This is a genomic window from Micromonospora matsumotoense (genome assembly GCF_050951065.1).
In the GTDB taxonomy this organism is placed as follows: domain Bacteria; phylum Actinomycetota; class Actinomycetes; order Mycobacteriales; family Micromonosporaceae; genus Micromonospora; species Micromonospora matsumotoensis.
In genome coordinates, this window is sequence record NZ_CP192025.1 from 949,420 (window position 1) to 963,485 (window position 14,066).

General features: G+C 73.2%; 12 protein-coding genes. 6 read left to right on the forward strand and 6 right to left on the reverse strand.

Translation table 11 applies throughout. From position 1 onward, the window contains the following. Positions 1–7: 7 nt before the first annotated feature. Positions 8–1,090: a serine O-acetyltransferase gene (locus ACQP1S_RS04560; RefSeq protein WP_432903322.1), complete on the reverse strand. Its 1,083-nt coding sequence runs from the start codon at positions 1,088–1,090 to the stop codon at positions 8–10. A gap of 223 nt (positions 1,091–1,313) precedes the next feature. On the opposite strand from ACQP1S_RS04560, the gene ACQP1S_RS04565 reads away from it, so the two are divergent. Beyond that, positions 1,314–2,732 (forward strand): PLP-dependent aminotransferase family protein, encoded by a 1,419-nt coding sequence (locus tag ACQP1S_RS04565; RefSeq protein WP_432903325.1) that lies wholly within the window; start codon positions 1,314–1,316, stop codon positions 2,730–2,732. 39 nt (positions 2,733–2,771) lie between these two features. Then, a complete protein-coding gene (locus ACQP1S_RS04570) occupies positions 2,772–3,509 on the forward strand; it encodes an alanyl-tRNA editing protein (RefSeq protein ID WP_357894057.1) in 738 nt (245 codons plus the stop codon). A gap of 58 nt (positions 3,510–3,567) precedes the next feature. On the opposite strand, the gene ACQP1S_RS04575 is transcribed toward ACQP1S_RS04570, so the two are convergent. Further along, positions 3,568–3,780 carry an exodeoxyribonuclease VII small subunit gene (locus ACQP1S_RS04575; protein WP_363672114.1) on the reverse strand — a complete coding sequence of 71 codons (213 nt, stop codon included), beginning with the start codon at positions 3,778–3,780 and terminating at the stop codon, positions 3,568–3,570. Then, a complete protein-coding gene (gene xseA, locus ACQP1S_RS04580; RefSeq protein ID WP_363672112.1) occupies positions 3,777–5,003 on the reverse strand; it encodes an exodeoxyribonuclease VII large subunit in 1,227 nt (408 codons plus the stop codon). Before xseA ends, ACQP1S_RS04575 begins: the two co-directional genes overlap by 4 nt. A 133-nt stretch (positions 5,004–5,136) precedes the next feature. Between xseA and ACQP1S_RS04585 the strand changes: the two genes are divergently transcribed. Both ACQP1S_RS04585 and ACQP1S_RS04590 read left to right on the forward strand, forming a co-directional pair. Further along, the gene (locus ACQP1S_RS04585; protein ID WP_091248586.1) at positions 5,137–6,120 is read left to right on the forward strand and encodes a 4-hydroxy-3-methylbut-2-enyl diphosphate reductase; all 984 of its coding nucleotides are present in this window, start codon (positions 5,137–5,139) and stop codon (positions 6,118–6,120) included. Positions 6,121–6,212: 92 nt separating this feature from the next. Beyond that, positions 6,213–6,677 (forward strand): hypothetical protein, encoded by a 465-nt coding sequence (locus ACQP1S_RS04590; protein ID WP_432903335.1) that lies wholly within the window; start codon positions 6,213–6,215, stop codon positions 6,675–6,677. Positions 6,678–6,903: 226 nt separating this feature from the next. Here ACQP1S_RS04590 and ACQP1S_RS04595 read toward each other — a convergent pair whose 3' ends face one another. Beyond that, the gene (locus ACQP1S_RS04595) at positions 6,904–8,055 is read right to left on the reverse strand and encodes a DNA recombination protein RmuC (protein WP_432903338.1); all 1,152 of its coding nucleotides are present in this window, start codon (positions 8,053–8,055) and stop codon (positions 6,904–6,906) included. Between the two features lie 53 nt (positions 8,056–8,108). Between ACQP1S_RS04595 and ACQP1S_RS04600 the strand changes: the two genes are divergently transcribed. Continuing rightward, on the forward strand, positions 8,109–8,897 hold the full coding sequence (locus tag ACQP1S_RS04600) for a hypothetical protein (protein ID WP_432903341.1): 789 nt from the start codon (positions 8,109–8,111) through the stop codon (positions 8,895–8,897). A 92-nt stretch (positions 8,898–8,989) separates the two neighbouring features. On the opposite strand, the gene ppc is transcribed toward ACQP1S_RS04600, so the two are convergent. Together ppc and ACQP1S_RS04610 are read right to left on the reverse strand one after the other, a co-directional pair. Next, complete coding sequence (ppc, locus tag ACQP1S_RS04605) at positions 8,990–11,776, reverse strand: phosphoenolpyruvate carboxylase (RefSeq protein ID WP_432903344.1); 2,787 nt, start codon at positions 11,774–11,776, stop codon at positions 8,990–8,992. 93 nt (positions 11,777–11,869) lie between these two features. Continuing rightward, positions 11,870–12,904, reverse strand: coding sequence for a hypothetical protein (locus ACQP1S_RS04610; protein ID WP_432903347.1), 1,035 nt, complete (start codon positions 12,902–12,904; stop codon positions 11,870–11,872). A gap of 81 nt (positions 12,905–12,985) precedes the next feature. Between ACQP1S_RS04610 and ACQP1S_RS04615 the strand changes: the two genes are divergently transcribed. Then, positions 12,986–14,026: a S66 family peptidase gene (locus ACQP1S_RS04615; protein WP_432903350.1), complete on the forward strand. Its 1,041-nt coding sequence runs from the start codon at positions 12,986–12,988 to the stop codon at positions 14,024–14,026. Positions 14,027–14,066 lie beyond the last annotated feature (40 nt).

Genomic DNA, 14,066 nt, shown 5'->3' on the forward strand with positions numbered 1-14,066 from the left:
CTCCTGGTCACGCGAAGCCGAACTCGTCGAGCGCCCGCCACAGTTGCTGGAGGTTGTAGAGGACCGTCTCGTTTCCGCAGGTGTCGATGATCCGGAGCCGCTCGTCGGTGCCGGGGCGGTTCACCGCGCACCGGACCCGCCGGTCGTCTCGTTCGAGGACCACCACCGGGCGGTGCTGGCCGGTGCTGGTCACCAGGTCGACCTCGATCGCGGCCAGGCCGGTGCCGTGCACCTCGACCACGCCCTCGCAGACCGGGACGACGCCGAAGACCCGGACGTTGCACTCGCCGGAGGTGCCCTGGTACTGGTTGAGCAGCCGCACCCGACGGTGGCTCGGCACGTCGGTGGTGACGATGATCCCGGGCCCGATCAGCACGTCGTCCCCGACCGTCACCGCGCCGAGGATGCGGGCGAACGCCCCGACCTCGACCCGGTCGCCGAGCCGGGGGTGCCGCCGGCCGCTGGGGTTGTCGGCGATGCCCCGGGCGCCGAGCACGACGCCCTGGAGGATGTACGCGTCGTCGCCGATCACCGTGGTCTCGCCGATCACGGTGCCGAGCCCGTGGTCGATGATCAGCCGTCTCCCGATCGTGGCGCAGGGGTGGATCTCCACGCCGGTGCGGACCTTGGCGACCTCGGAGACCCGGCGGGCCACGGCGAGCCGGACGTCGTGGCTCAGCGGGGTGTCCTCGGCCCGGTGGATGGCGTGCGCCACCCGGTAGGCGAGGGTCGCCCGGTAGGCGATGTAGCTGTCCCAGACGTACCGCCACGAACCGCCGGCGGCCGGGTCCCGGCGGGCCAGCGCGAGCAGGTCCTCCATGGCGTGTGCGCAGATGGTGCGCAGTCGCTGCGGTGCCAGCAGCACCTGGGTGACCGCCGAGGAAGCCTCGGCCTCGGTGATCCGCAGGACCTCCTGACGCAGCAGCGGCCCCAGGGCGTCGGTCGACTCGGGGGCCCTGTCGGCCTCACCGGGGGATGCGTCGGCGGCCGGCGACGACGACTTGCCGCCCGGCGGAGGGTTCGGGGTGGAGCCGGCGCGGGGGGCGGGTACGCGCTGCCCCGTGCCGTTCGAGCCCGCAGTTTCGTGCAACGACGACTCCATGCGGCTCCTGCTCCCCGTTCTGCTTGGAACCGTCTCCTTTGGCGGCTCGAGTGAGGTGACACTCGCTGCGGCGCCACGATCGGGAAGCTGGCACTGGCCGCCGAGGCGATGCCAGATGGTAGTCACAGCCCCCCGCTAACGTGACGATGGAATATTGCTCAAGTCAGTGGCTGAGGGAAATAGCCAATCCTCAGTCCATTGGGGGGAGAGCATGAACGCGGAAGAGTTGGCCGCTCAGCTCGGTGCGTGGAAGCAGGACCAGACCCGGCTCTACCGGGGGCTGGCCGAACAGCTGCGGCTGCTGATCCGGCTCGGTTCGCTGCCCCCGGGCAGTGAGCTGCCCCCGGAACGCCGGCTCGCCGTGGAGTTGGCCGTCAGCCGGACGACCATCGCCCAGGCGTACAGCCTGTTGAAGGACGAGGGCTGGCTGGTCAGCCTCCAGGGCAGCGGCACCCGGGTCGCGCACGCCCAACCCGCCGTCGCGCCGCCTGCCGACTACGGCGCCGCGGCGAGCGGCTTCATCGCCGACGTGGTCCGCGACCGGGTCCGGGCGGTCGACCTGACGGTCCCGTCGCCACCGCCCGGCCCGTGGCTGATGACGGCGATGTCCCGGCTGCCCGCCCTGGCCGCCGCGGCGCTGCCCGGCCGGGTGTACGAACCGGCCGGCTACCCCGCGCTGCGGGACCGGATCGCCGGCAAGCTGACCACCGACGGCCGGGTCACCGCCGCCGAGGAGGTGATCGTGACCAACGGCGCCACCCAGGCGCTGTCCCTGCTGGCCGGCGCGTTGACCCGCCGGGGCGACACCGTGCTGGTGGAGGAGTTGACCTGCCCGACCGTGCTGGCGTCCCTGCGTACCGCCGGACTGCGACTGGTCGTCGTGCCGATCGAGCGGGAGGGCGCCGACCCGCAGGCGGTCGAGGCGGCCGTCCGACGGTACGAACCCTCGTTCATCTACCTCATTCCGACCTACCACAACCCGACCGGGTGGACGATGACCGAGCACCGCCGCGCGGCGGTCGCCTCCATCGCCCGCCGGTACGGGGTCCCGCTGGTGGAGGACCTCACCCTCGCCGACACCCGGATCGACGGTCCGCAACCGCCGCCCCCGATCGCCGCGTACGCCCCCGGCGCGCAGATCTACACGGTGGGCAGCCTCAGCAAGGTCTGCTGGCCGGGCCTGCGGATCGGCTGGCTGGTCGGGCCCCGCCGGGAGCTGCAACGGATCGTGCACCTGCGGGCGATGTACGACCTGGGCTGCCCGCTGCCCACCCAACTGCTCGCCGTCGAACTCCTCGACGACCTGCCGCAGATCCGCCTCGAACGGCAGCGGGAACTGCTCCGCCGCCGCGACACCCTGCTCGCCGCGCTCGCCGAGCACCTGCCGCAGTGGCGGCACGAGTCACCGCACGGCGGGCTCAGCGTCTGGTGCGCGACCCCCCGCCCCCTGCAACAGCTCAACCACGTCGCCCAGCGGCACGGCATGCAGTTGATGCTCGGCGCGCACTTCGCCGTGGGGGCCCGCTCCTACCTGGACCATGTCCGCCTCCCCTTCACCCTCGACGAGGGTGAGCTGGTCGAGGTGGTCAAGCGGCTGGCCGGCTACTGGGTCGAGGCCGGGCGTGGCTAGGCTCACGGTCCGCGACGATCGGTAGTACGCTGCGCCTCCATGGGCATCTCCCACCACGGACGCACCCAGCGTCTCGACCTCGCCGACCCGTCCCTGCGCGAGTGGACCTGCCAGGTGGTGCACGTCGACCCCGAGCGTGGCATCGTGCTGGACCGGTCCGCCTTCTATCCCGGCGGCGGCGGTCAGCCACCGGACCACGGCGTCCTGCTGTGGCAGGGGGTGCAGACCCGGATCGTCGGCACCCACAAGGGCGACGACCTCTACCTGATCCCCGCCGAGGGTGACCCGGTGCCACCGGTCGGTGCCGAGATCCAGGGCGCGATCGAGGACGAACGCCGGTTCACGCTGATGCGCACCCACTCCGGGCTGCACGTGCTCTGCGGGGTGGTGTTCCGCGACTTCGGTGCGTTGGTGACCGGCGGCAACATGGAGCCGGGCGAGGCCCGGATGGACTTCAACCTGCCGCAGCCACCCGAAGGCTTCAAGGGGCTGCTGGAGGAGGCGGTCAACAAGGAGTTGGCCACCGACCGACGGGTCTCCGTACGGGTGCTGCCGCGCGACGAGGCGCTGGCCATCCCCGACATCGTGCGTACCCAGACCAACCTCATCCCCCCGGACGAGCAGGAGGTCCGGATCGTCGACATCGAGGGCCTCGACGTGCAGGCCGACGGCGGCACCCACGTCGCGTCCATCGGGCAGGTCGGGCGGCTCCAGGTCGTCAAGGTGGAGAGCAAGGGCAAGCAGAACCGTCGGGTCCGCATCCGCCTCGTCGGCTGACCCGCCGGTCCGGACCGACCCGCTGCTCCGGACCGACCCGCCGAGCGCCCAGGGCGGGTCAGGCTTCGGCGGTCGGCCGGGCGGCGTCGATCCGGGCCCGCGCGCCGTCGAGGGAGCGTTGACAGGCGGCGGCGAGCTGCTCGCCCCGTTCCCACAGCGCCAGCGACTCCTCCAACGACGTGCCGCCGGCCTCCAACCGCTCCACCACCTGGGCCAGCTCGGCGCGGGCCTGCTCATAGCTGAGCTGCTCGTCGGGCTTCCGGTCGCTCATCTCGTCCTCATCTCCTCGACGGTCGCGGTCAGCTCGCCCTCGGCGAGGCGTACCCGCAGCGGATCGCCCTGGGCCACCTCGCCGGCCGCCCGGACCACGTGCCCGTCGGCCCGCTGCACGATGGCGTAACCCCGGTCCAGGGTGGCGGCGGGGGAGAGCGCCCGCAGCCGGGCCAGGGTGTGCCGCAGGTCGGCGGTGGCCGCGTCGAGCCGGTGGGTCAGGCTGCGCCCCGCCCGGTCGCGCAACGCGGTCACCTCGGCGGCCCGCTGCTCGACCATCACCTGCGGGCGGGCCAGCACCGGCCGGGACCGCAGCAGGGTCAGCCGGTGCGACTCCCGGTCGACCAGGTTGCGGACCGCCCGCTCCAGCCGGGACCGGGCCTGGCCGATCAGGCGTACCTCGTCGGCCAGGTCGGGGACGACCCGCTTGGCGGCGTCCGTCGGGGTGGAGGCGCGGACGTCGGCGACGTAGTCGACCAGCGGGGCGTCCGTCTCGTGGCCGATCGCGCTGACCACCGGGGTACGGCAGGCGAAGACCGCCCGGCACAGCGCCTCGTCGGAAAAGGGCAGCAGATCCTCGATGCCGCCACCACCCCGGGCCAGGATGATCACGTCGATGGTCTCGTCGGCGTCGAGGACCCGCAGCGCGTCGACGATCTGCGACACCGCACCCGGCCCCTGGACCGCCACGTTGACGGTGCGGAACTCCACCGCCGGCCAGCGCCGCCGGGCGTTGGTCAACACGTCCCGCTCGGCCGCCGACGCCCGGCCGGTGATCAGGCCGATCCGCTGCGGCAGGAACGGCGGTCGACGCTTGCGGGCCCGGTCGAACAGCCCCTCGGCGGCGAGCAGCTTCTTGAGCTTCTCCAACCGGGCCAGCAGCTCACCCAGCCCGACCTGGCGGATCTCGTCGGCGCGCAGGCTCAGCGTGCCCCGGGCCGCATAGAACTCCGGCTTGGCGTGCAGCACCACCCGGGCACCCTCGCGCAGCTCCGGAGCCCCGGAGTCGAGGACGTCCCGGTTGGTGGTGACGGTGAGGCTGAGATCGGCCGACGGGTCGCGCAGGGTGAGGAAGACGGTGCCCGCCCCCGGCCGGCGGCTGATCTGTGCCACCTGCCCGTCCACCCAGACCCAGCCGAGCTTGGCGATCCAGGCACCGACCTTCTGGCTGACCACCCGGACCGGCCAGGGCTCCTCGGGGGTGCTGCGTGGGGCGTCGGTCACCCGCCCACCCTACGGTCCACCTCCGACGACCCCGGGCAGCCCCGACGGCACCGCCCGACCGGGTCGTCGTGCCCCCGCTGTGGTACGGGTCGCAGCCACTGCCGGTGCGGATGTCGGCACGTACGATGGGTGGGTGACCGAGGCTGAGGCGACCCCCAAGACCGGCAAGCGTGTCCTCCTGGCCAAGCCCCGCGGCTACTGCGCGGGGGTGGACCGGGCGGTGCAGACCGTCGAGGAGGCGCTGAAGCTCTACGGTGCCCCGATCTACGTCCGCAAGCAGATCGTGCACAACAGGCACGTGGTGCAGACCCTGGAGGCCCAGGGTGCGATCTTCGTGGAGGAGAACGAGGAGGTGCCGGAGGGCGCCACCGTCATCTTCTCCGCGCACGGCGTCGCCCCTGAGGTCTACGAGCAGGCGAAGGCCCGGTCGCTCAAGGCGATCGACGCGACCTGCCCGCTGGTGACCAAGGTGCACCAGGAGGCCAAGCGGTTCGCCGCCGAGGACTACGACATCCTGCTGATCGGCCACGAGGGGCACGAGGAGGTCATCGGCACCGCCGGCGAGGCCCCCGCCCACATCCAGCTGGTCGACGGCCCGGACGACGCCGACAAGATCACCGTGCGGGACCCGAGCAAGGTCGTCTGGCTCTCCCAGACCACCCTGTCGGTGGACGAGACGCTGGAGACGGTGGCCCGGCTCAAGACCCGGTTGCCGCTGCTCCAGTCGCCGCCCAGCGACGACATCTGCTACGCCACCTCCAACCGGCAGCACGTGGTCAAGGAGATCGCCGCCGACTGTGACGTGGTGATCGTGGTCGGCTCGCGCAACTCGTCCAACTCGGTACGCCTGGTCGAGGTGGCCCTGGACGCCGGGGCCCGCGCCGGGCACCTGGTCGACTTCGCCCACGAGATCGACGACGCCTGGCTGACCGGTGCCGCCACCGTCGGCCTGACCTCCGGCGCGAGCGTGCCGGACGAGCTGGTCCAGGACGTGCTGGCGTACCTGGCCGAGCGGGGTTTCACCGACGTCGACGAGGTGGTGACCGCCAACGAGCGGCTGACCTTCTCGCTGCCCCAGGAGCTCAAGCGGGACATGAAGGCCGCCGCCCGCGGCTGACCCGCCGCCGCGGTCGGCGCATCGGGGCGCGCTCTCGCGGATCGATGCCGGTCGCCCGGAACGGAACACGGACGGGGTGCGTCCCAGTGGGTATGAGAACTCCTCGGATGGCGTTCGTCGTGCTGGCCGCCGGTCTGGCGCTCGCCGGCTGTGGCAGTGGGGACGGTGCCGACACCACCGGCCCGCCGGCCACGCCGACCAGCTCGCCGACGACCACCCCATCGGCCACCGTGCCGCCGGCCACGGTGACCCCGTCGGCGCCATCCATGGGTGCCTCGGTGTCGCCCGGTGCTTCGATGCCGCCCGGCGGGCCCAAGCTGCCGTCCGGCGGGCCCAAGGTGCCGCCCGGTGCGGGCGCGACCGAGTTGACCGGCACGGTCGAGTCGGGGGTCGAGCCGGGGTGCCTGCTGCTCGACGGTCACCAACTGGTCGGTGGCCCCAGGGACGTGCTCGTCGTGGGGGCCCGGGTCAGCGTCACCGGCCGGGCCCAGCCCGACCTGATGAGCACCTGCCAACAGGGCGTCCCGTTCGTGGTGGAGTCCGCCCGCCGCTCCTGATCCGCCCGGACTCCCCGACCCCGACCCCGTGCCCGGCCCCGACCCCGTGCCCGGCCCCGTGAGATCGACGCAATGTCGCCGATATGGCGGTGTCCGGCTGCTCCGAAACCGCTGTTGGGACGATATGGCGAGCGGGCCCGGGGTCGACGAACGCGGAGCCGTCGGTCCCGATCGGGGCCGGCGGACCGGGCGGGCCGGGTGAGCAGGTGGAGCGCGTGGGGGTGGGCTAGGAGCGCTCGTCGGTGGGGAGCAACTCGGGGGCCTGGGGTTGGCGGGGGGCCAGCTCGACCTGGGCGGGGACGGCCAGCTCCTGGTCGGAGACGCCCAGCTCGGCCAGCTTGCGTGCGCTGACCAGCACCCGCGCCTCCAGCGAACCGACCGCCCGGTTGTACGCCGTCACCGCGCCGCCGAGCGAGGTGCCGAGCTTGCCCACGTGATCGCCCAGGGTGGACAGTCGGCCGTACAGCTCACGGGCCAGCGAGTGCACCGCCACCGCGTTGCGGGCCAGCGCCTCCTGCCGCCACGAGTACGCCACCGTCCGCAGCAGCGCGACCAGGGTGGCCGGGGTGGCCAGCACCACGTCGCGGGCGAACGCGTGCTCCAGCAGCGTCGGGTCGCGTTGCAACGCCACGTCCAGGAACGGGTCGGCGGGCACGAACAGCACCACGAACTCCGGGCTGCTGTCGAACGCCGCCCAGTAGGTCTTCGCGGCCAGCGCGTCGACGTGCCCGCGCAGGTGCTTGGCGTGCCGGTCGAGGTGGGCGTCCCGGCCGCGTTCGTCGCGCGCCTCCATCGCCGTCAGGTAGGCGTCGAAGGGGGCCTTGGCGTCCACCACCACGGTCCGCCCGCCGTGCAACCGGACCACCAGGTCGGGGCGGACCCCCTTGTGGTCGGTGGCGGCGGTGACCTGCTCGCTGAAGTCGCAGTGCTCCAGCATGCCGGCCGCCTCGACGATCCGGCGGAGCTGGTGCTCGCCCCAGCGCCCGCGTACCTGCGGGGCGCGCAGCGCGGCGACCAGCTGTTTGGTCTCGGTCCGCAGCTCACTGGAGACGGCACCCATCGAGCGGACCTGTTCGCGCAGCTCGGCGTAGGCGTCGACCCGGTCGCGTTCCAGCTCGCCGACCCGCACCTCGTAGCGGCGCAGGGTGTCGTGCAGCGGGGCGACCGCACGGGCCACCGCCTCCTGGGACTGGGCGGTCGCCTCGTAGCTCAGCGCGCGCATCGACTGCTCCAGCCGGCCCTCGCCCTCCCGGGTGGCGGCCAGGGTGGCCTCCAGCCGGGCGATCTCGGTGGCCGACCGGGAGCGGGCGGCGTACCAGCCGACCGCCCCGCCGGCGGCGAGGCAGACGACCACCACGGCCAGCGTCGAGAAGTCCATCACCAGAGCTTGCCAAACGGGTACGACTCGACGCCCCCGGGTACGTTCGTAGAATGGAATTTCTGCTCGTGGCGATCCTGATCGCCCTGCTGGCCGGTGGTTTCGTCTGGTGGCGGCGGGAGAAGGCGGCCCGGGAGGCGCGCAGCCTCGCCGACGTCCGGGCCGACGCCCAACGGTGGTACGAACGCCTCGGCGGTCAGGTGATGAACCTGCACGGCGACGAGCCGGCGGTGCGTCAGGCCCTGGTCGACGCCGGTGAGCGGTACAACGCGGCGGGCAGCCAGCTGGAGCAGGCGCGGACCGTCCACCAGTTCCGGCTGGCCCGGGAGACCGCCCTGGAGGGGCTCGCCTACGCGCGGGCCGCCCGGGTGGCGCTCGGGCTGGACCCGGGCCCGGAGCTGCCCCCGCTGGCCGCCGCGCAGGGCGCCGGGGAGATCACCCGGGAACGCCAGGTGGACGTGCAGGGGCAGACCTTCAAGGCCGGCCCGCAGCCCGGCCGGGACACCCCGTACTACTACCCCGGCGGCCGCTACCAGGGGCGGGCGGTGCCGTCCGGGTGGTATTCGACGCCCTGGTGGAAGACCGCGCTGGGAGCCGGCGTCGGCGTGGTCGGCGGCATGCTGATCGCCGACGCGCTCTTCTCGCCGGCCTTCGCCGATCCCGGTTACGACGCCGCCGGCGGTGACTTTGCCGGCGGTGACTTCGGTGGGGACGGTGGCGACTTCGCCGGCGGTGACTTCGGCATCGCGGGTGACGTCGGCAACAACGACTTCGGCACCGCCGGTGACTTCGGCGGTGGTGACTTCGGCGGCGGTGACTTCGGCGGCGGCGGCGACTTCTGAAGTCCCGCCCACTTCCCGCACGCTCCTGCGCCAGGCGCGGGAAAGGCCCCTCCCATCCGCGAACGCGGCGGGGAGGGGCCTTTCCCGCGTTGTCAGCCGGTGTTGCGCATCCCGGCGGCGATGCCGTTGACCGTGGTGAGCAGGGCACGCTCCAGGGCCGTACCGTCGCTGGGGGCGCGTCGGCCGCCCGGCGCGGTGGCCACCGCCCGGCCGGCGGCGCCGGAGTCGCGGTACTGCTGCAGCAACGCCACCTGGAGGTGGTGCAGCGGCTCGAGGTAGGTGTCGCGCACCGCGAGGGTGCGCTGGAGCACCGGCGAGTTCTCCAGCAGGGCCGGCGACGAGGTGACCGCCAGCACCTCCTGCTTGGTCAGCTCGTACTCCTGCGCGATCTTGTCAAAGATCGGGTGCAGCTGCTCCGGGACCAGCGTCTCCACGTACCGGCGCGCGATGCTGAGGTCGGTCTTGGTCAGCATCATCTCCACGTTGGACAGGAACGTGCGGAAGAAGTGCCAGTTGCGGTTCATCTCGGCCAGCACGTCCTCCAGGCCGGCCGCGCGGGCGGCGGCGAGGCCGGAGCCGACCCCGAACCAGCCGGGCACGATCTGCCGGGTCTGCGTCCAGCCGAACACCCACGGGATGGCCCGCAGCCCGCCCAGGCCGGCCCCGGTGTTGGGCCGCTTCGCCGGCCGGGAGCCGATGTTGAGCGCGCCCAGCAGCTCGGTCGGCGTGGACGCCCAGAAGTACGCCGGCAGGTCCGGGTCCTCGACCAGGCCACGGTAGGACCGGAAGGCCGACTCGGAGACCACGTCCATCGCCGCGTCCCAGCGTTCCAACTGCTCGGCGGGCTGCCGGGGCGCGGTGTGCAGCAGCGTGGCCTGGAGCACCGCGGCCACGGTCAGCTCCAGGTTCTCCCGGGCCAGCGCCGGCAGGGTGTACTTGTCGGAGATGACCTCACCCTGCTCGGTCACCTTGATCGCGCCGTCCAGGGTGCCGTAGGGCTGGGCCAGGATGGCCTCGTGGGTGGGGCCGCCGCCGCGCCCGACCGTGCCGCCCCGGCCGTGGAACAACCGCAGGTGCACGCCGTGCTGGGCGGCCACGTCCCGCAGCGCCCGCTGGGCCCGGTGGATGGACCACTGGCTGGTGGTGATGCCGGCCTCCTTGTTGGAGTCGGAGTAGCCCAGCATCACCTCCTGCACGTCGCCCCGGGCCGCCACCAGCGCCCGGTAGGCTGGCAGGGAGAGCAGTTCGTGGAGCATCTCGCCGCCGGCGTTCAGCTCGGCCGGGGTCTCCAGCAGCGGCACGAAGCCGATCCGGGCCCGCCCGGTGTGCACGTCGACCAGCCCGGCCTCCCGGGCCAGCACCACCGCCGCGAGGACGTCGTCCACCCCGAGGGTCATCGAGATGATGTACGACTCGATGACCTCGCCACCGAACCGGTCCTGCGCCTCGCGGATGGTCCCGAACACGTCGAACGTCTTGCGCGCCCCCTCGGTCAACGGGGTGTCCAGGGCGGACAGCGGCCGGCGACCGGTCAGCTCGTCGGCGAGCAGCTTGGTGCGCTCCAGTCGGGTCAGCGACGGGTAGTCCGACACCTCGCCGACTGCCGCGTAGAGCTGGGTGAGCACCTCGTGGTGCTTCTCGGCGTGCTCCCGGACGTCCATGGTGGCCAGGTGCAGCCCGAACGCGGAGACGGTACGGATGGTCGAGGCCAACCGGCCGACGGCGGTGAGCTGCCCGGAGTTGCGGGCCAGCGAGGCGCGCAGCAGCTCCAGGTCGGCGACCAGCTCGCCGGAGCCCTGGTAGTCGCGGCCCGGCACGTGCGGGGTGCCGGCGCGCAGCCGCTCCCGGGTGTTGGCCAGCTTCGCCTTCACGCAGCGGGCCTTGAGCCGGTAGGGCTCCTCGGCGTTGACCCGGCGGAACCGGGGGGCCACGTCGGGCAGTGCGTCGAGGTCGGCGGCGAGGCTGGCCGACAGGTCCAGCGACACGGCGCGCAGCCGGCGGGAGACGGAGACCTCGTTGACCAGGTGCTCCATCGCCGCCTCGGTGGCCGCGATGCCGTGTTCGTGCTGGATGCGCAGCACCTCCCGGGTGACGACGGGGGTGACGAACGGGTTGCCGTCGCGGTCACCGCCGATCCAGGTGCCGAAGGTCAGCGGGCGCGACGTCGGCGACGTCTCCACGCCGAGGGTGCGCAGCGTGTCGGCCAGGTCGTCGAGCACCTGCGGGGCGGCCTCGGCGTAGAGGTCGCGCAGGTAGTAGATGGCGTTGCGGGCCTCGTCGGTCGGGTCGGGCCGGTCGAGGCGCAGCTCGTCGGTCTGCCACATCAGGTCGAGCAGCTCGGCGAGGCGGCGGTTGGCCGGGCCCTCGTCGCTGGCGCCGTAGAGGATGGCGTTGGTGGTCTCGGTGTCCAGCTCGTCGGCGATGGCGCGCAGCTTGGACAGGATCGACCGGCGGGCCGCCTCGGTGGGGTGGGCGGTGAAGACGGGGCGTACCGCGAGGCGGCGGGCGGCGGCGGCGATCTCCTCGGCCGGCACCCCGCGCTCGGCGATCATCTTGGCGGCCTGGTCCAGCCAACCACCCTGGATCGCCCGGCGGCGGCGCAGGTCCCGGGCCCGGTGCACCTGCTCGGTGATGTTGGCCAGGTGGAAGTAGGTGGAGAAGGCGCGGGCCAGCTTGGTGCCGGTGGTCACGTCCAGCCCGCCGAGGCGCTGCGCGGCGGCCGGCGGGTCGGAGCGGACCTGGGCGCGGATCTCCTCGACCAGGTCGAGCAGCGGCCGACCCTCCTGCCGGGCCAGGGTCTGACCGAGCAGGGTGCCGAGCCGACGGATGTCGGCCCGCAGTGCCGCGTCGGGCCCGTCGTGATCATGCTGGTCGGTCACCGTGCGCTCCTTACGTGAGTACGAAGGACAGCGCTGTCCGACTCCCTGGATGGTATCCGCGCGGCCCGGTCCGGGAGGAAGGGGTTCGGTGTGTCACCTTCCCCACGATCGACGGGTCCCACTCCTCGTCCGCGCCGGATCGGCCCGGCGCTCCCGGAACAGGGCGGCGGTGAGCAGGCCGAGCAGCCCCAGGGCGGTCCAGATCAGCAGCCCCGCCAGCGGCCACCGGGCGGACCGCCAGTCGAAGTAGACCACCGACTTGAGTAGGTCGGTGGCGAGGCCGGGGACGTTCCAGCGGTGCATGCCGCGCAGCGCGGCGGGAAGGAACTCCGGGGCGTAGATGCCGCCCGAGCCGGGGTTGCCGAGCACCACCAGCAGCAGGATCACCAGCCCGGTGCCGAGCAGCCCCAGCCAGCCCTGCACGGCGGCGGCCACCATCGCGGCGGTGAAGACGGTGAGCACCCCGACGGCCGCCACGGTGACCAGGTCGTGGTCCCAGACACCGAGCACCGGGCCGACCAGCACCGCGCCGATGGTCCCGAGCAGCACCGCGTGCACGGCCAGTGAGCCGATCCGCAGTCCGGCCCGGCGCAGGCCGCGCGGGGCGGTGCCGAGCGAGACACCGAGCGCGGTCGAGGCCAGGTAGCCGCCGAGCACCAGCCCGACGGCCAGATAGAACGGCACCAGGCCGCGCGGGTCGTCGGGGGAGACGGGCACCTGGTCGGTGACGGTGAGCGGCAGTTGGGCCTGCCGGGCGGCCGGGGTGAGGACCTGGGTGACCAGTTCGGTGGCGGCCGGCGCGGAGGCGCTGGCGGTGGCGAGGGTGAGCGTGCCGTCGGGGGCGGAGGTGAGCACGGCGTACACCTGGCGGGCGGTGAGCGCGTCGTCGGCTGCGCCGGGGTCGGCGTACCCGATGGGCTCGATGGTGTCGGTGCGGGCCCGCACGGCGGTCAGCAGCGCCTCGGCGCGTTGGTCGCCGGTCACCACCCCGACCGGCACGTCCCGGGGGTGCGGCTGGTGCAGCGCGCCGACGTAGGCCGCGATGAACGCGGTGGCCAGCACCAGCGTGCCGAACAGCAGGGCTGCCGTGCGGGGCAGCCAGTCCGGGGTGCGCGGCTCCTCGTCCACGCCCTCAGCCTATGGCCGTAATGCGTGACTTGGGGGTTTTGTCGGGCGAAAACCGCTGGTGGTGGGCGGTAGGTTCCGATCGTGGCCCTTCCCGCGTACCCCGCCAAGCCGAAGCCGGGTGACCGGGTCGCGGTGGTCTCCCCCTCCGCCGGCCTGCCGGGTCTCTTCCCGCACGTGCACGAGCTGGGCCTGCGCCGGCTGCGCGAGGAGTTCGGCCTGGTGCCGGTGGAGTATCCGACCACCCGGCAGACCCGGGCCGACCCCCGCGACCGGGCGCGTGACCTGACCGCCGCCTTCGCCGACCCGACGATCACCGCCGTGCTCGCCACCGTCGGCGGGGACGACCTGATCACCGTCACCCCGCACCTGGACGACGCGGTGCTGCGGGCCAACCCGAAGCCCTACTTCGGCTACTCGGACCACACCAACGTCCTCAACCACCTGTACCGGCTGGGGGTGGTGGCCTACCACGGCGGCTCGGTGCTGGTGCACCTCGGCCGACCCGGAGCGCCGCACCCGGTGACCTTCGACTCGCTGCGCGCCGCCCTGTTCACCTCCGGCTGGTACGAGCTGACCCCCGCGCCGGAGTGGGGCGACGAACCGGGCGACTGGCGGGACCCCGCCGCGCTCGCGGTCGCCCCACCGATGCGGCCCGGTGAGGGCTGGCGCTGGCGCGGGCCGTCGACGGTCGTCGAGGGCCGGACCTGGGGCGGTTGCCTGGAGATCCTGCACTGGCTGATGGCGGCCGACCGGGTCCCGTCGGCCGCGGAGTTGGCCGGCTCGGTGCTGGTCGTCGAGACCTCCAACGAGATGCCCGGCGCGCAGGAGGTGTTCCGGATCATGCGGAACATGGGGGAGCGGGGGCTGCTCGCCGCCTTCCCGGCGGTCGTGGTCGGTCGGCCGAAGGCGTGGGACTTCGAACGGCCGCTGCCGGTGCCGGAACGACTCGCCTGGGCCGCCGCCCAACGGGGCGCCATCACCCGGGCGCTGGCCGCCTACCACCCGGACCCGGTGGTGGTCTTCGACGTCGACCTCGGCCACACCGACCCGCAGTTGATCGTCCCGTACGGCGGGGAGATCGTGGTCGACGCGATCGAACGCCGGATCATGGTGCGCTACTGACGGCCCCGGTCGACGCGATCCGCGTTACCGGGCATCTCGT